The 17,731-nt window shown below is 58.8% G+C and carries 14 protein-coding genes; 10 read left to right on the plus strand and 4 right to left on the minus strand.

The window, feature by feature from the left end:
* Nucleotide 1 precedes the first annotated feature (1 nt).
* The 5 genes from M0D69_RS25630 to M0D69_RS25650 all read left to right on the plus strand — a co-directional run bounded on the left by M0D69_RS25630 (nt 2) and on the right by M0D69_RS25650 (nt 7,643).
* Nucleotides 2–652 (plus strand): amino acid ABC transporter permease, encoded by a 651-nt coding sequence (locus tag M0D69_RS25630; protein ID WP_301784666.1) that lies wholly within the window; start codon nt 2–4, stop codon nt 650–652.
* Nucleotides 649–1,401, plus strand: coding sequence for an amino acid ABC transporter ATP-binding protein (locus M0D69_RS25635; RefSeq protein ID WP_047846232.1), 753 nt, complete (start codon nt 649–651; stop codon nt 1,399–1,401). The genes M0D69_RS25630 and M0D69_RS25635 overlap by 4 nt, the downstream gene beginning before the upstream one ends.
* An 88-nt stretch (nt 1,402–1,489) precedes the next feature.
* On the plus strand, nt 1,490–2,269 hold the full coding sequence (locus M0D69_RS25640; protein ID WP_301784667.1) for an IclR family transcriptional regulator: 780 nt from the start codon (nt 1,490–1,492) through the stop codon (nt 2,267–2,269).
* Between the two features lie 107 nt (nt 2,270–2,376).
* A complete protein-coding gene (locus M0D69_RS25645; RefSeq protein WP_301784668.1) occupies nt 2,377–3,504 on the plus strand; it encodes an aminotransferase in 1,128 nt (375 codons plus the stop codon).
* Nucleotides 3,505–4,340: 836 nt separating this feature from the next.
* On the plus strand, nt 4,341–7,643 hold the full coding sequence (locus tag M0D69_RS25650) for an EAL domain-containing protein (protein ID WP_301784669.1): 3,303 nt from the start codon (nt 4,341–4,343) through the stop codon (nt 7,641–7,643).
* A gap of 75 nt (nt 7,644–7,718) precedes the next feature.
* Here the strand turns inward: M0D69_RS25650 and M0D69_RS25655 are convergent, their stop codons facing one another.
* Nucleotides 7,719–8,783, minus strand: coding sequence for a hypothetical protein (locus M0D69_RS25655; protein WP_301784670.1), 1,065 nt, complete (start codon nt 8,781–8,783; stop codon nt 7,719–7,721).
* Between the two features lie 353 nt (nt 8,784–9,136).
* Here M0D69_RS25655 and M0D69_RS25660 point away from each other — a divergent pair, with 353 nt between their 5' ends.
* Nucleotides 9,137–10,126: a metallophosphoesterase gene (locus M0D69_RS25660; RefSeq protein WP_301784671.1), complete on the plus strand. Its 990-nt coding sequence runs from the start codon at nt 9,137–9,139 to the stop codon at nt 10,124–10,126.
* Nucleotides 10,127–10,347: 221 nt separating this feature from the next.
* Here the strand turns inward: M0D69_RS25660 and M0D69_RS25665 are convergent, their stop codons facing one another.
* Together M0D69_RS25665 and M0D69_RS25670 are read right to left on the minus strand one after the other, a co-directional pair.
* Entirely contained in the window at nt 10,348–11,232 is an 885-nt protein-coding gene (locus M0D69_RS25665) for an SDR family NAD(P)-dependent oxidoreductase (RefSeq protein ID WP_301784672.1), read from the minus strand.
* An 11-nt stretch (nt 11,233–11,243) separates the two neighbouring features.
* Nucleotides 11,244–12,077, minus strand: a complete 834-nt coding sequence (locus tag M0D69_RS25670) for an SDR family NAD(P)-dependent oxidoreductase (protein ID WP_301784673.1) — start codon at nt 12,075–12,077, stop codon at nt 11,244–11,246.
* Nucleotides 12,078–12,204: 127 nt separating this feature from the next.
* Here M0D69_RS25670 and M0D69_RS25675 point away from each other — a divergent pair, with 127 nt between their 5' ends.
* Complete coding sequence (locus tag M0D69_RS25675; protein WP_301784674.1) at nt 12,205–12,774, plus strand: TetR/AcrR family transcriptional regulator; 570 nt, start codon at nt 12,205–12,207, stop codon at nt 12,772–12,774.
* Between the two features lie 145 nt (nt 12,775–12,919).
* On the opposite strand, the gene M0D69_RS25680 is transcribed toward M0D69_RS25675, so the two are convergent.
* Nucleotides 12,920–13,750: an SDR family oxidoreductase gene (locus tag M0D69_RS25680; RefSeq protein WP_301784675.1), complete on the minus strand. Its 831-nt coding sequence runs from the start codon at nt 13,748–13,750 to the stop codon at nt 12,920–12,922.
* 115 nt (nt 13,751–13,865) lie between these two features.
* On the opposite strand from M0D69_RS25680, the gene M0D69_RS25685 reads away from it, so the two are divergent.
* The 3 genes from M0D69_RS25685 to M0D69_RS25695 all read left to right on the plus strand — a co-directional run bounded on the left by M0D69_RS25685 (nt 13,866) and on the right by M0D69_RS25695 (nt 17,667).
* The gene (locus M0D69_RS25685) at nt 13,866–14,759 is read left to right on the plus strand and encodes a LysR family transcriptional regulator (protein ID WP_301784676.1); all 894 of its coding nucleotides are present in this window, start codon (nt 13,866–13,868) and stop codon (nt 14,757–14,759) included.
* A 210-nt stretch (nt 14,760–14,969) separates the two neighbouring features.
* Entirely contained in the window at nt 14,970–15,743 is a 774-nt protein-coding gene (locus tag M0D69_RS25690) for a PTS sugar transporter subunit IIA (RefSeq protein WP_301784677.1), read from the plus strand.
* Between the two features lie 802 nt (nt 15,744–16,545).
* Nucleotides 16,546–17,667 carry a sensor histidine kinase gene (locus M0D69_RS25695; protein WP_301784678.1) on the plus strand — a complete coding sequence of 374 codons (1,122 nt, stop codon included), beginning with the start codon at nt 16,546–16,548 and terminating at the stop codon, nt 17,665–17,667.
* The last annotated feature ends 64 nt before the right edge of the window (nt 17,668–17,731 follow it).

A 17,731-nucleotide genomic window follows, 5' to 3' on the forward strand; every position in this document is an offset into this window, starting at 1 on the left:
CATGACAAGCGATCTCTTGATGAGCAGCCTGCCCATCCTGCTTCAGGGCCTGCTGACGACGCTCATTCTCTCGGTAGCAGCAATCGTGGGCGGGACGCTCGTGGGGCTGCTAGCAGCGGTATTACGGACCTTCGGGCCGTGGGGAACGCCACGACTCGCCCGGCTCTACACCGAGCTGTTTCGCGGCACGCCGGTCCTGATCACGCTGATGTTCATCTATTTCGGCGTGTCGTATTTCGGTTACGCCATCGATGTCTTCGCAGCCGGTGTGATAGGGCTCAGCGTCTATCAAGGTGCCTATATTGCAGAGGTTTTCCGCTCGGGGATTGAATCGGTCCAGAAGGGGCAGTGGGAAGTCTCGCAAATCCTTGGACTAAGCAAGACGCAGGCGTTCTTTTCGGTGATCCTGCCGCAGACTGGCAAGATCGTGCTGCCGCCGTTGATCGGCCAGTATTTGTCCCTTATCAAGGACACGTCGATTGTCAGCATGATCGGCATGTCCGAGCTGATGCACCAGGGCCAGGCGATTGTCGACCGGATCGGCAAGCCGGTGGAGATTTATGGTCTCGTCGCCGTGCTGTATTTCGTTGTCTGCTTTCCCCTGTCGCGGTGGGTGCGCCGCCATGATCGAAGAAGGAGCCTGTTGTCATGAACACTGCCATCGCGCCTAAACCCATCATCAACCTGAGTGGCGTCACCAAGTCGTTCGGTACGACCCAGGTGCTCAAGGAGATCAACCTCGACGTGCGCCAGGGCGAAGTGCTCGTCCTCATAGGCGCCTCCGGTTCAGGCAAGAGCACCGTACTACGCATCATGAGCGGTCTTGAAACCGCGGATGCCGGCGAGGTCTGGGTCAACGAAGTGCCGCTTCACGACGCACGCCGCGCACGCGAGATTCGCGGGCACGTGGGCATGGTGTTCCAGCAGTTCAACCTGTTCCCGCACAAGAACGCGTTGGGCAATGTTTCACTGGCCTTGATCAAGGCACGCAAGATGAATCCCGCCGATGCCCGCAAGCGTGCGATGGACGCGCTTGATCGCGTGGGTCTCGCCGATCGTGCCGATCACTATCCAAGCCAGTTGTCAGGCGGCCAGCAGCAACGGGTCGCGATTGCGCGCGCACTGGCCGTGGAGCCGGGCATCATGTTCTTCGATGAAGCCACCTCGGCGCTCGATCCCGAGTTGGTCGGCGAAGTCACCGAGGTCATGCGAGGCCTTGCACGCGACGGTATGACGATGGTGGTCGTCACCCATGAGATGGGGTTTGCGCGCAAGACCGCCGACCGCGTGGTGTTCATGGACAAGGGCGTGATTGCAGAGCAGGGCGCACCCGAGCAGATCTTCGTGAATCCGCAGAACGTGCGCACGCAGCAGTTCCTGCACCGGGTCCTCGACCATTGAGCGCAACCGGTATGCAACTGTTCACGCGCTAAACTCGCGTCAGTCCAAGATCGAAAAAGCAAATCATATTGCCGACGGAGTTCGAGTCATGTCTGTAGCGGAATCTTCAAGGGCGAGGGGAGTCGACCGGGTCGTCTCCATCCTCAAGCAATTGCATAGCGTGCGGCGTCCGATGACAATGCGCGAATTGATCGAGGCGACCGGCGCGCCGCGCTCCAGCATCTACGAACTCGTGACGATCCTGACCGAGGCAGGGTGGCTGGAAGCGGGGGCGGACGGCAGTGTGTTTTTCGGCCGCGAGATGCACTACTACGGCTCCGACTATGCCGTGCACAACGACCTGATCAGCCGGGCTCACCAGGTCATTCTCGGGCTTGTCCGGCGCCACGATGAAACTGCCCAGCTATGTATGCTGGAGGGCAATAAGTACACCGTGGTCCTGTCGGAAAACAGTTCTCGCCCGTTCAACATCAGCTCGGACATAGGCGTGAAAGTGCCGATTCCCTGGACCGCGTCCGGCCGTTTATTGCTGGGACATTTGAGGGCAGACGACATTCGTTCGTTGATTCCAGAGGAAGACTTTATCCTCGACAACGGCAAGCGGATCGAGGTATCGGAATTTCTGGGCGATGTCGAACGGGCCGCGCGGCAAGGGTTTTTCTGCACGGAGGGTCTGTCCCACACGTTTCGATATTGCATGGCGGCACCCGTCAGGGACAAGAACGGGCAAGCCGTTGCCGCGCTGTGCTTCATGACCAGCCGCGACACAGACCCGAACAAGCGGGCGGCCATGCTGGAAGACCTCATAGGCTCGGCTAGAACACTATCGCAGCCGTATTACGGAACGAGTTTCGGAATGGCGAGTTGATGGCGGTACGAGGCATTGCTTGCTTAGCGGCGCAAGACTTGAACGAACCGGTGTGCTGCAGATTCAGGTAAAGGTCGTATCAGGGCAGCCGATTCACGGAGATTTCAATGAAGATCAAGGACTTTCTTGTCGAACGCTGGATGGACCGGTACGAGCATGAGGCGCGCTATAACCTCGCTGAAACCTGCGTCGAATCGCTGACTGTTGCGCAACTGCTCGAATTGACCGGCAAGCAGGACAGCCTGCTCGACGAGCTCCGACCCATGAAGCTGACCTACGGAGCGATCGAAGGATCGGACCGGCTGCGGGCCAATATCGCGGCTTTATATGAGCGGCAGACGCCGAAGAATATTGTCGTGACGCACGGTGCTATTGGCGGCAATGCGCTGGTGTACGAGACGCTGGTTGAACCCGGTGACTGCGTGATCGCCGTGTTGCCGACCTACCAGCAGCATTATTCGATTCCTGAAAGCTACGGCGCGAATGTGCAGACCATGACGCTGCGCGAAGAGAACGGTTTCCTGCCCGATCTCGACGAGCTTCGCAAACTGGCCAGCCAAAAAACGAAGCTCATTGCCATCAACAACCCGAGCAACCCGACGGGCTCACTGATGGATGAAGCTTTCCTCAAGGTGGTGGTTGCAATCGCCCAATCGTGCGGCGCATATCTCTTGTGCGATGAGGTTTATCGCGGCACCGATCAGCAAGGCTCGGGGTTCACCGCATCTGTCGCGGACCTTTACGAGCGGGGTATCAGCACCGGCAGTATGTCGAAGACGTGGTCGCTGGCCGGCTTGCGCCTGGGGTGGATCGCCGGACCGGTCGAACTGATCCGCGCGGTGTGTATTCATCGCGACTACAACACCATCAGCGTAGGGATGATCGACGATTATCTTGCGTCCATTGCGCTCGAGGCGAAGGACAAGATCCTGGCGCGCAACCACGCCATTACGCGGACCAACCTGGCGGTCCTCGACAACTGGATCAGCAAGGAGCCACTGGTTTCGTACATCAAGCCCAAGGCTGCGACGGTTTGTCTCGTCAAGGTCGACGTCGAACTGTCATCGGCTGAATTTTGCACTGCCTTGATCGAGGCCACCGGCGTCATGTTTACACCCGGCAGCGCGTTCGATATGGAAGGGTATATCCGGATCGGATTCGGCAACCCGCTCGATGTCCTTCAACAGGGGCTGGCGGAGGTTTCCGGCTTCCTTGCAAGCATTGGACGCAAGTGAAGGAAAACAGCTTCCCGCACGCTTTGCCGCTCGGCATCGCTTTGTTGATCTCATTCAAAAAACTGTCCGCTTTCTAAGCAAATGTGCGGTCTCCCCGCCATTGCGACACAAACACCTCAACGTGGCAACACCCCGTTCGCAACTTCGATAGAAAAATACGGTTTTACCCTCTCAATCCAAGAATGAATACTTTGTGATGCAGACTGTTTTCTGGAAGACACACAGGACATTTTGCTTACTCGTTGCTATTACAAATTTTACTAACGAGATTGGATTTTTTTGCCCGGCCATTAAACTTTTCTCTGCAAAGGCCGTTATCAGGTTGAGGATCACTATCGGGCTCAGTGCGATTGGCGCTTTGAACAACGCACTTTGCTCACCAGGCGGCGATCACTGAGTTTGTCGTCGTGTCCTCAGCAATTGGCTTGCAATGCTGAAAGAAAGCCTCGTTGGCGAACATCACCTCGGCCGCATAGCTTTTTGGTGGGCACCGCGACACCGTAGCCTCGGCCTCGCAAGACGATGCAGCGGACCGCGGCGAATTCTAAAAGACAAACACGGGCCATTGCCTCGCCGGTTGAACGAGTACGGGTCGAAACTGCTCTTCAAGAGATGCGGCAAACTTCCGCTCGACGTGCGGAACCCACCGCCGCGAGGAGAGCACTCGTCTCCATGCTCGATTCACTCGGTTATATCGACGAAGTTGGGGCGGCTGCAAGCGTCAAAGTGATGCTGAGTTCACTAGCCGGGCGCCTTCGTTGACTAATTCCGAGGTCCCGCGCGCTAGTGACTTGAACAGGAAGGAACGGCAGCCATGCAGAATCGGAGCAGGCATCATGCGTCACGACACACGAAACCTGGATAGCACGGGCAGTCGCATCGGATTGATGGCTCAGGGTGTAGTGAGCGCTCAGATCATCCGCATGCGTCGGCTGGGTGCGAAAGTGCGCTCCGCGCTTCGGCGTTTGCTCGAAGCCTACGTACTGTTCCCGCTATTTGCGGCGATGCTGCTCGTGTTCGCGTGGACGGCCGTCATTCATCTAGTCACCGTCGAACACGCCGTTGCCCGGGGTGCCGCGGTGGAATTGAGTCGCGAACTCGCTGATACCTATGAAGCGCAGATGGTGCGCGATCTCGTCGCCATAGACCGAGCGCTCAAGACGGTCAAGTATGTGTACGAGACGAGGGGCAGTGTGCGGTTGTCAGAGCTGCAGGAGCAGGGCCTGCTGCCCTTCGCGATCGTGTTCAAGGTAGCGATCGCTGGCAGCGACGGCCGTCTTCGCGACGCGACACGGGTGCAGGCACCCGCGACCCTGGTAGACCAGCCGTATTTCACCGTGCAGCGCGATCGCACCAACGACAGTCCAGTGCCGTTCGTAAGCGGGGTTACTCGCAACGCCACGACTGGCGTCCCGGAAATTATCTTCAGCCGGCGATTGAAGAACGCAGCCGGAGAATTTGCCGGGATCGTAATGCTCTCTGTGAACCCTGGCTATTTCACGAGCAGCTACGACCACGCGCGCATGGGCAACGAAGGCGTATTGGCGCTGCTCGGTACAGATGGCGTGATGCGCGCAGAGCAAGTGGGCGAACGGTCCTCGTGGGGCGCGGTCCTCCCGGAGACGGCTATGCGAGCCGCAGAAGCATCGTCCGACCTGTCCGCCGTGCAGCCGTGGGATCACGGCGTGCGCCGCTATACGAACCTGCGCCAGTTGCAGGGCTTCCCGCTCATCGCGATAGTCGGTCTTGGTCAGGAAGAACAACTCGCGCAGTTCCGAAGTCACCGGCGTGCTTACCTGCTATGGGCAAGCTTCGGCAGTGTGGTGCTGGTCCTGCTGGCAGCCGCGCTTAGCCGCTCGAGCTGGCTGCTCGCGGTAAGCCGGCAGCGAGCACGGCGGGCACAGCAGACCTACTACGCTGCATCAGAAGCGAGTCTCGACGCCTTTTTTGTCCTTCGCACTGAACTTGGCCCGAACGGTAAGATTATCGGCTTCATGGTGCAAGATACCAACCGGCGCGGTGCCGACGTGTCTGGACTACCGCGCGACTGCTTGATCGGCCGGTCACTCGACGTCGCGTTTCCGCGATCCCGCGACGACGGCATGCTTAATGAGTTTGCGAGTGTCGCGAGGACGGGGGTGATCGAGGAGCGGGAGTGGGTCCACGAGCGGCGCGACGCATCGTCGGCATGGCTGCATCGGCAGGTCGTGCGCGTGGAAGACGGCGTGGTAGTGATGATGCGCGACATCAGTTCCCGAAAACACGCCGAAGTCCGGCGTGAGGAGCAGAATCGGGTGCTGGAAATGATCGCCACCAGTACACCACTGGCAGAAGTGCTGTCATCCATGATCCGGCTCCTCGAGTCACAGATCACAGGGGTGGTGTGTGCTGCCTTGCTGTGTGATGACGACGGTCGGCACTTGAAATTGGGCGCTGCGCCCAGCTTACCCGAACGCTATAGCAAGCAGATGCGCGGCTCGCTGATTGGTCCCGATGCGGGACCGAGCGGTCGCGCGATCCATTGGCGCAAGCCGGTGTACGTACTCGATGTGAGGCAGGATGCGCACCTTGGTTTTCGGATGGAAAGCTGCGGCGTACACGGCTACGGCGCATGCTGGGCGCAGCCCATTCTGTCGCATGACGGCAGCGCGCTAGGAGTACTTACGCTGTTTGTACGGCATCCTCATGAGCCGACCTCGGACGAGGGGCAGGCCATCGCAATGGCGACGCGCATTTCCGGCATCGCGATCGAGCGCAGCCAGGCGGAGCAACGCATCCGACACATGGCGAATCACGACGCGCTAACAGGCCTTCCCAATCGTACTTTGCTCTCCGATCGTCTGAATCAGGTCTTGCTGCACGCGCAACGCTATCAGCGCGGCGTGACTGTGGTCTTTATCGATCTCGACAATTTCAAGCTGATCAACGACAGCCTCGGTCATCGCGCCGGCGATAGCCTGTTGAAGATTGTGGCTGACCGCATGGTGCGGTGCGTACGGCGCACCGATACCGTGGTGCGGCTCGGTGGCGACGAGTTTGTGGTCGTTCTGTTTGATCAGGCACAGGACGGAGGAGGCATTACGGAGACCATCGAAAAGATTCGCGATACGATTCGCGCGCCGGTCGAGCTGAACGATCAGAATTTTCAGGTGACGTGCAGCATGGGGCTCGCGAGCTATCCGAACGACGGCGCTGATGCTGAAACGCTGCTGATGAACGCTGATGCTGCGATGTATCGCGCAAAAGAGATGGGCCGCAACAACTATCAGTTGTACACGTCCGAGATGAACATCAAGGTGCACGTGAAACTGCGACTTCAGGAACAGTTGCGGCACGCGCTCGCGAACGACGAATTTCGTTTGGTGTATCAGCCGCAGGTCGATTTGCAAACCGAGAAGATCTTTGGCGTGGAGGCGCTGTTACGCTGGGATCACCCGACGGAAGGGCTGGTCTCCCCAGTCACGTTCATTCCGCTTGCGGAGGAAACGGGGCTAATTGTGCCGATCGGTGACTGGGTGCTGCATACGGCCTGCTGCCAGAACAAGGCCTGGCAGGACGCAGGTATGCCGCCCATGACCATTTCTGTCAACGTCTCGGCACGGCAGTTCCTGCAGAAGGAATGGGTGGGACGGGTGGCGCATGCGCTGGCCGTGAGCGGGCTCGATGCACAGTATCTCGAGCTCGAACTCACCGAGAGTCTCATCATGCAGGATCTCGATGGGGCCATTGCTGTCATGACGCAGTTGCAGGCCATGGGCGTGCAGCTGTCTATCGATGACTTCGGCACTGGCTATTCCAGCTTGAGCGCGTTGAAACACTTCCCGATCGTGCGCCTGAAAATAGATCAGTCGTTTGTGCGCGAACTTCCTGACGGCGAGGATAACCGCGCCATCGCGCGTGCTGTTATCTCGCTCGGACGGCAATTAAATCTCAAGGTCATTGCCGAAGGCGTCGAAACGGAGAAGCAACTTAATTTCCTGCGTGACAACGACTGCCACGAAATCCAGGGCTATCACTACAGCAAGCCGGTTACGCCGCGCGAGTTGGAGCAATTACTGAGGGAACCTTTCGCTTGGCCTTCGGACGAGTCCGCTGAATATGCATCTCGTCAGCCGTTAAAGCGATCTGCAAGGACGTGAAGCCCCGCGTGGGAACGCAGTTTGACCACCTGCCGGCATGAAACGGTGAGATGCACGCTTGGCACGCGCGACGCATCAGGTGTTCGCACCGTACACCACGAACTCGGGCTGGTCCGGAAGATTGTCCAGGAACAGGGTGCCTTTGTCGTCCGTGTCGTACCGGTAGATTTGCTGCTTCGTTCGGAGAGCGACATAAAGATTGCCCGCACTGTCGAACGTCATCCCCGATCCGGTATGCGGCAGCTGTATCTTCCCGGTGAGCGCCAGGGTCTGCCCGCTCTGCGCGACAGGATTGCCTGCCAAAATCTGCTTGCCGGCGCACACGAGTAACGTACTGCCCTGCACGAGCAGATGGGTCGCACTGCCGATCGCGTTGCTCGAGCCCCAGTAGGTGCCCGATACCGGGTCGTACAGCCTGATGACTCCCGCAGCCTCATCGCTTACGCACAGCACCCCATTGCACAGCACGACATCGCGCACGGAATGCTGGATCTTCTCTTGCCCTCCCTTGCCGGCCGCGTCCGGCTCAGGCGTTGACATACTGTACGTAAGGCCTCCCTGATCCGGCGGCACGGGCGGTGTGGCGGGCACGGGAGGCAGAGCCGGCATGGCCGAGGCCACGAACGTGCCGTCAAGAAATTGGGGATTTTGAGTGGGATCGAGAAACTGTTTGAGCCATGCCGCCGCCGCGCCTTGTTGCACGCTTCCTGTCTTGCCGTCGGTCGACACGTTCAGCAAGGTCACGACGTTAGTGTCCTGACTGGACACAAAGCAACTGCGCCCGTCCGCCGTCAGTTCGATGGCGAATGGATGATCGATCGCCAACACGTTGCCGTCGCCCTGACCGCCCGAAGCGAATGCGCCGACATAAAACCAGTTTTCGTTAGGCAACGCCGAGGCGGGCGCCTTCGCGAAGCAAAGGACGTTGCTGGTCTTCTTCGCCCCATTGGAGACATAGAGAAAGCCGTTCGCAAAGCACAGGTCCCGCAACTCCGAAAGAGCGACGTTCGCCGGAACGCACAGCACGTTCAGGTAGGGCGGCGGATCCTGCGGCACGGTTTCGTCGTAGGCATAGACATTATTGACGGGGCAAGGAATGTCTGTCGTGGGTTTGCCGCCGTGAAAGGTCACAAATAGCATGGGGATTCCTTCGGTATCGTGGGCGAGCAACTTATTAACTTTATTAAGTTAGGCCACAATTGCCACGACTGCAAATCAGGCGAACGGAAAATGAAAAGAGGCGGTACGAGCGTGCGGCCATTTCGAGAACCGGAGAGTGCTTACCTAGGCCGATTCAATAATGCCGTTACGTCCGAGATGCGCGTTATTCATTCAGTTTTGACGTTTCTTCCATTGTCACCTAGAACATAGGGGCAGCAACGCGGTCCTGATTTTTGTCCAGCAGTGTCTTTCCCGTTGTCACAGCAATGTCATTGGCGCGTTCGTGCGGACCGCCGTGATTCCCGATTGTTCGCTCGACAGGAGATTCCATCATGGCAGCAGGATTCAAAGGCGCGACATTCGCCAAGGCACGCCGAGATGTCGGCAACCCGATTTCGCCGGTTGCTCCGCATCCGCGCTTCGAAGCACTACCACCCTATACCGGAACCGGGAGTGACCTGGTGCTGATGCTCGAATCGATCTTGCCCGGTATCACGGCGAAGGCGGCTGAAGCAGGGAAACTCGTTTTCCATTCGGTCGGTGACACTGGTGGCATTCACGGTACGGAAACACAGTCCGCGATTTCAGATGCGATGGAGGCCCAGATCAAAAATGCTGCCGACGGCAGCACACCGAGCTTCTTCTATCATCTTGGTGACGTTGTGTATTTCAACGGCATGAGCACGCACTACGTCGAACAGTTCTACGAGCCGTACCAGTACTACGACGCCCCGATTTTCGCCATTCCTGGCAATCACGACGGCGATACACAGACCCGTCCCGGCGATGAGAGCGACAGTGAGTCTTCGCTTTACGGGTTCATGAAGAACTTCTGTAGTGTGACGTCGGAGCCCTTCTTCAAGTATCGCTCGACGATGACACAACCGTATTGCTACTGGACGCTGGAAGCACCGTTTGTCCACATCATTGGTACCTACTCGAATGTCGACGGGCTGCCGGATGCTCGCGGGACCAATGCTCAACTCACCTGGCTCGCCCAGCGACTCAAGTCCGTGCCACAGGACAAATGGGTCATTCTGACGGTCCATCACCCGTGTTATTCGCTCGACTCGGTTCATGGTGGCTATCAGGAAACACTGGACGCGATGGATAGGGCGTTCGAAATGAGCGGCCGTGCGCCGGACGCGGTGCTGTCCGGGCACGTGCATAACACTCAGCGCTTTTCGCGCGATTTCAATGGCAGCAAAACCATCCCGTACGTCATCGCGGGCGCCGGAGGCTATGCAAACAACTTACGAGCGATGCACAAGCTCCAAGCCGGCCTGGAGAAAGTGGCGCTGCCCTATGGGACGACAGTATGAGGGGTCGATCTCCAGTTTGCCGATGACAAGAATTCGGGCTTTCTCCGAATCACGGCGAGTCCTGCAGAGCTCGTTCTAGACTACTTCTCGGTATCGTTCGACGCTGCGCCCAAGGTTTCGAAGAATCCCGTCGACTCGCTGTCCATCAAGGCGAATGGCGCCCCAATGAGTGCGTGATTCAGCGGGTGTTGAAGTTCGTTAATTCTGCGTGGAGGCCGGTTTCATTTCGGCTTCTTCAGCACATCGAGCCCTTCCGGTAGCTGCGCACCCGGGAAATGCGTGGAAAGCGTGGTTTCGCGCCACTGCTCCAGTGCCTCGGCGCGCTCAGCGTCTGCGAGACTGCAGACGTGCAGCGCATCGCCACCGAGCAACAGACGCAACGGAAGCTCGTCGCGACGTGACAGTTGGACGATTAATGTCGCAATCTTTGCGGGATCACTGATTTCGTGACCGCCGTACGCTTCCAGAAGCCTGAGCATCTTGCCGACTGACTGTTCGTAGTCGGGCAACATGTCATCAATGCCGCTACGTGCTTCGCTGGCCCAGTCGGTGCGCATCCCTCCAGGTTCCAGCGTGCATACGCGGATGCCCATGTGAGCGACCTCCTTCGCCACAACATCGCTGAAGCCGCCGACGGCCCACTTCGCTGCCTGATAGGCGGACAACCCTGGCGTCGACGTGCGGCCGCCCGCCGATGACACCTGGAAAATATGACCAGCGCGTTGTTCACGCATCACTGGCAGCACCGCACGGGTCAGGTTGACCACACCGAACAGGTTGGTTTCCACCTGATCGCGGAAATCTTGCGACGTCATTTGCTCGAACGGAGCGGTGTGGCCGTAACCAGCGTTATTAACCAGCACGTCGAGGCGGCCAAAGGCATTAAGCGCCTGGTCGACTGCGCGCTGCGCTGCAACCTCATCGGTGACATCGAGTGCGACGGGATGAATCCGGTCTTTATAGCGCTCGACTAGATCTACCAGGCGTTCGGGATCGCGTGCGCCAGCAACAAGACGATCGCCGGCGGCCAGGACCGCCTCGCTGACGAGGCGCCCAAGGCCTCGCGCAGCGCCGGTTACCAACCAGATTTTTGAAGTATCAGACATGGTGAATCCCTTTAGTTGCGGCCGCCCTGCGCGGCCTTCGAAACGTTCTCCCAGCTTTCCCAAACCTTCAGGCGTTCCGCGTAGACCTGTTTGATCAACGGAAGCATTGCGCTGCCGAGGATGAGACGAAGGGGAGGCTCGGGCGCATCGACCACCTTCAGAATCGCTTCTCCGGTTGCGGAAGGATCGCCAAAGGTGTCGGCTGACAACATCGATGCCAGATGCTGGCGTACAGACTCGTAAGCCGGCATCGGCGGTGCCTGCCTGATGGACGATTCATTCATGAAATCCGTGGCGAACGGTCCCGGCTCGATGATTGTGACCTTGATCCCAAATCCGGCAACCTCGCTGGCAAGTGCTTCGGCCATACCCTCCACGGCAAACTTTGTCGCTTCGTAGATACCGCCCGTCGGGAAGGCAACGATTCCCCCCGCACTCGATACCGGCAGAATATGTCCCGATCCCTGCGCTCGAAGGAGAGGGAGGGCAGCCTGAATCACAGACAGCGTGCCGAACACGTTGGTCTCGAAGTTGGCGCGGGCGTCCTGAATGCTGACCTCCTCGATGGCCCCCATATAGCCATAACCGGCAACACTCAAGATCACATCGAGGCGTCCGAAGTGCTGGTGCGCGCGATTGACGGTACGGACAACCTCGTTGTGGTCGGTGACGTCGAGCGGGAGCAGCAACAGGGCCTCGTCGTATTGTTGTTGAAGGGCAACGAGTGATTGCAGGTCACGAGCGGTAGCCGCGACCTTGTCTCCGCGTGCCAGCGCTGCTTCTGCCCATCGACGGCCAAAGCCACGCGACGCACCGGTGATGAACCACACTTTGGGACTGGCCATGTGTATCTTCCGAATTAATTGATGATCGATACGAATTGACATTTTTGGTAAAAGTGTAAATTTAAGTCTAGTTCATCTGACGGTTTTCGTCAAAGTGTCGTGCCGTCGACGTGTCATAATCGACGTCATGAGCGAAGCAAATTCAACGCGCCGTGACCAGGTGGTCCAGGCGGCGATAGGCGTATTTCTACGATATGGCTACGCGCGCACGACAATGGCCGACATCGCGCAAGCGGCGGGTCTGTCTCGTCCGACGCTGTATCTGGCGTTTCCCGACAAGGACGCGATCTTTCATGCAGTCGTGGACGCGATGGTGGTTGACAAGCTGAGCGAGATTCGCCAGCGACTGCCTCGTTATCGCGGGTTCGAAAAAAAGCTGCGTTATGCCTGTGAGGCGTGGGGAGCAGAGGGGTTCGAGTTGGTACAGGCACACCCGGACGCAAAAGACATGTTTGATCTGGGTTTCGCGTCCGTCTGCAATGGATTTTCCGCGTTCGGAGACTTGCTGACGGAGATCATCAGCGCACCACTCGCTGAATCGGGACTCGGTATAGCAGCCGGGGATCTGGCCGAGACGATCGTGTTTGCTATCAAGGGGTTTAAGGAAATCGCTCGCGATGGTGCAGACATGCGGCGAATGATTGGCGTGCAGGTCACGATCGTCTCTGCCGCGCTTGGTCGGAAAGGCCGAACGTGACAAGTGGGCGCGCCGATTAGCGAGCGCGCAACCTGAACGACAAAGTCCCGGCCCAGACCGGACGGTCAACAACACGCCGTTATTTATGAACAATCGCTCGTCCCAGATGCAGCTATTGCATCAGCGCCCCTCTGCGCCGGTCCGCTTAGCTGATCGAGTCGGCTGAAAACGCGATGTCCTTCTGTGCTTCGAGCATCCTCAGGCGCTCAGCCAACGCAGCGTTGATCGAGTCGTAGGCACCGCCGCCAAGCGTCAGGCGTAACGGCGGATGTGCTGAGTCCGCCGCGACGATCATCGCGGCGACCGTCTTGCCGGCATCGCCCCGAATGGCAAAGCTGCTGGACGCGATCGCCCGCCTGACGTCGCCCGCCGGGGTGTCGTCGTACTCGGGCATCGGCACCGCATGATCGAGACCGGCACCGAACTGCGTGCTCGTCGGCCCCGGCTCCACGATCACGAAGTCGATGCCGAATGACGCCACCTCCTTCGCCACTGACTCGACGAAACCTTCGATGCCCCATTTCGTAGCGTGATAGAGGCTGAAATTCGGGTAAGCGATCTGTCCGCCTTCAGACGAGACCTGGACGATCCGGCCGCCGCCCTGGCGGCGCAGGTGAGGCAGCGCGGCACGGATGACCTGAATCGATCCGGTGAGATTGGTGGCGATCTGCCGGTCGATCTGTTCATCGGTCACTTCCTCGGCCGCGCCGAATAACCCGTAGCCCGCGTTGTTCACGACTACGTCGATACGGCCCATCGCTTCGAACGCGGCAGCAATATTGGTGTGCACCGCGCGGATGTCGGTGATATCGAGTGTCAGCACCTGCAACCGGTTGTCGTACTGTTTTTTCAGATCATCGAGCGCTCCCTCGCGCCGCAGCGTCGCGACGACCCGATCGCCGCGTTGCAGCAGGCGCTCGGCGAGTAGCCGGCCGAGACCTGACGACGTGCCGGTGATAAGCCAGGTCTTCATCATGATGTGCGTCTCTATAAAGTGGATGGAATGGCATTGCCTGATTACCAGTCTAGGTTCCCGTCATTGGTCAGAGAAGTCTCTATAGTGCGTATGACCCCGTGAAAATTCGCCACCAATGACCAAGCCGACACTTGCCGATCTCACCGCGTTTTCCGCTGTCGCAACACATCGGAGTTTCCGCCGTGCCGCCGACGCACTCGGCGTTTCGCGCTCCTCTCTAAGTCACGCCATGCTCGCATTGGAGCGTGAATTGGGCGTGCGCCTGCTCAATCGCACGACGCGTAGCGTAGCGCCGACAGAAGCCGGCGAAGCGTTGCTCGCGCGGCTTGCGCCCGTGCTCCGCGATCTTGACGAGGCACTGGATGCTGTTGCCGATGCGCGCGGCAATCCGAGCGGCACGCTCAGGATCAATGCCAATGAGACTGCGGCGCGGCTGTTGTTGAAAACGGTGGTGCCGCGTTTTCTGAAGCGCTTCCCCTGCATGGCGCTCGATCTGGTCGCGGAGGGACGGCTCGTCGATATCGTCGAGCAAGGTTTCGATGCCGGAGTACGGCTTGGCGAGTCAATCCCGCGCGACATGGTGGCGGTGCGCATCAGCGACGATCTTCGCTTCGTAGTCGTTGCAGCGCCTTCGTATCTCGCGGGACGAACACCGCTCATCACGCCCGACGACCTTCGTAGCCACGACTGCATTCGCCAACGGCTGCCGAGCGGCAAGCGCTACCGCTGGGAGTTCCGCAAGCACGGGCAGGAAGTGGCGATCGATGTTCCGGGCGTACTCACGCTGGATCACAACGGGCTGATGGTTGAGGCCGCGTCCGATGGTTTGGGCCTCGCCTATGTGCCGGAGTCCACGGCCCGCGACTGGCTGGACGATGGCCGGCTGGTTACCGTGCTGGAAGATTGGTGCCCGTTTATTCCGGGGCTCTGCCTGTACTATCCTGGACATCGCCACGTGCCTGCTGGTCTGCGGGCGTTCATAGACGTGCTTAGGGAGGTAAATCCCTGACGCTTCGCTGTTTGACCCATGGACAGGCCGACAGGCCGTTGAACCAGTGATTTTTTACGCAAACTTTATGCCGGTCTGGATACCCTTAGAGTAAGCAACTGAAAAGGGGGGGGCGATATGACGCACCCACTGGCGGGCCTGCGGGCTCTCCTCGCATCTGGCAAGACCCGTGTCCACCGGCGGTCACGTCCCGCGCCTGGTCGCAATGTGATGATGCACGTCACCCTCGACGCGCAACACGCCACCCCACTACGTCAGGCTCTGATCCGCGATTGCACCGGTCAGACGTGGACAATTCGCCTCGCACCGCTGCCCGGAACGGACCGCATGCGGCTTTCGCTTTATCTGCCCAGGGACGCAGTGAGCGGGGCGATCCAGCGGGTAGTGCATCTGGCTCCGACCGCCGAACTAGGGCAACTGTTTGAAGTCCCCGACACCCCCACCGACGCTTGGCGGGATTTGATGAACCCGGCGTCCCCTCCGTGTGCCGACCCGGTCGCTCAGCCAGACGAGATGGCGGCTGGAGGCAACAGTATTGCGCAACTCCTCTCTCGGGATCATGTCCTGCTCGGTCTCGATGTCGCTAACCGTGCCTCGCTTTTCGTGCAGCTTGGCTGCGTCTGCGAACAACGCTTCGGGCTGCCGGCGGCGACCGTGATCGCGGGCCTTGAAGCGCGCGAAGCGTTAGGCTCAACCGGGCTGGGCCAAGGGGTCGCCGTTCCACACGGTCAAATCAAGGGTCTGCGTCGGGCCATGGCGTTGTATGTTCGTCCGGCGACACCCATTCCCTTTGATGCGCCCGACGGAAACCCCGTGACCGACGTGGTCGTGCTATTGGTCCCGGAATGGGCCAACACCACGCATCTGCATCTGCTGGCTGACGTAGCGCAACGCTTCTGCGACCACCACTTCCGGGAGCGGCTCCATACCTGTGTCGACGCACAGGCCGTGTGCCAGTTGTTCGTCGGCTACGGCACACCGTAGACCGCACCGGATAGGCTATACAGCGGCTTTTTGTAATTCACGCGATTTTGGCAAACGTTGAAACCGCCGGGTATATGTTCCGGCGGCCAGGCGACGCCCGTTACAACTGCGTGTCCGGAACCGCGTCTTCATCCTTCGGCACGAACACGATTTTTGTCCTTGGGTTGCAGTCAATCAAGCATGTGTACTCGCAGGGCGAAGAATGACCATCATGTGTCTGACCGCGGATAACGCGTAATCAGTGTAGAGCCTCGATGACGTCTGGGGTAGGAACGGATTACATCCGCTCTTGGGGGAGCACATTAGCTGAGAAATACCGGCGCACCCAGGCCGTCCCCTTACGTAGGAACGGGAGCGGCCGGTGACAAAATTACCGTCGCGTTCCGGCAATGAATTGTACGCTGACGGCAGGGGATTTATATCAAAAGGATTGCTAACTACAGGGGCTGGATTGAAGTGACAACTTACGCTCGGCGTGCCATACGCTTGCTTTCCAAAGATAGTGAGCGCGGCGCCCGAATAGCGCGAAGCGGTCGAGTCTGAAATGACGGTTCCTTCATTTGGCGAGCCTTCTCGGAGTCATGTTGAATGGCCGGGGAGTGTCCGCAAATTTAATCCAATATTAGTTGTTGACTTGTATTTGTCAATCGCGCCGGGCGGGAGGAGCCCGGCAAGATAGTTTCTCCGCATTGCCCCCTATGCGCAGAAATTCGAAGAACTAATAGAATTATGAGAACGACTTATGCGTAATATGCGTTCAATAAATACTTCATAAGACCTTTTTTCTTTCTTCGGGGCAGCCATGCGACTAGCCGACTTCATTTTGCGTGACATGGAAACAATCCTGGGGCAATGGGAGGCGTTCGCTCTCACCCTGTTACCGGCAGCGGCAAACATGAAATCGCTGGCGTTGCGAGACCATGCGCAACAGATCCTGGAGGCCGTGGCCAAGGATTTGTCGACTTCCCAGACCAAGGAAGCTCAACGCGAAAAATCAATGGGTCGAGCACCACAACTGATCGGAGCCCCGGAGACCGCTGCACAAACGCATGCCCTTCTGCGCGCGCGAGGCGGTTTCGATATCAACCAGCTTGCCGCTGAATACCGCGCACTGCGTGCAAGCGTTCTTCGCCTGTGGATGGAGGTGTGTCAGCCCGAGGCGCCTCATCCGGATGACATCATCCGATTTAACGAGGCCATCGACCAGGCGCTTGCCGAATCGGTCAGCTATTTCAGCGCTCAGGTAGATCAAGCCCGTAATCTCTTACTTGGAATGCTTGGGCACGACATGCGCAGTCCGCTCCAGACCATCCAGATGACAGCGGTCTATTTGGCGGCGCTGAACGCGGGAGACAAAGTGTCGGGAGCCGCGTCTCGTTTGATCCACAGCGGCGCTCGCATGCAAGCGCTACTGGACGATTTGCTTGATTTCAATCGAACTAAACTGGGACTGGGTATCAATATCGCTCCGACCAACGTCGACTTGGCCAATCTGTTTGCCGATGAACTGAACCTGGTACGAGCGGTTCATCCGGACCGCCATGTCGATCTGGAGGTGGTGGGCGACTCTCAGGGCGTTTGGGACGGCCGACGTTTGCAGCAGTTGCTCGGCAACCTGGTCCTGAATGCGATCAAGTACGGAGCGCCGGACGCACCGGTACAGGTGATCGTGACTGGTGAGGAGGAGGAAGTCCGTTTCGAGGTGAAGAATATCGGGGCCGCCATTGAACAACAGACTTTGGATCGGATCTTTGATCCTCTCAGGCGAGGCCCGGATCAGCAGAACAAATACGACACGGATGGCAACCTGGGGCTCGGGCTCTATATCGCGCGCGAGGTCGCCAAGGCCCATGGCGGCGACATCGAAGCGCGGTCCGACGCGGCAGAAACGGTGTTCGCCGTGCGCCTGCCGCGTCGTAAGTAGTGCGGGATGCCTTCGTTGCTGACGTTCTCTGCGGTTTTCGCGAAGCTAGAAGAAGATCGGTACG

The sequence above is a fragment of the Caballeronia sp. SEWSISQ10-4 2 genome, from assembly GCF_030464885.1.
Classification (GTDB): Bacteria; Pseudomonadota; Gammaproteobacteria; order Burkholderiales; family Burkholderiaceae; genus Caballeronia.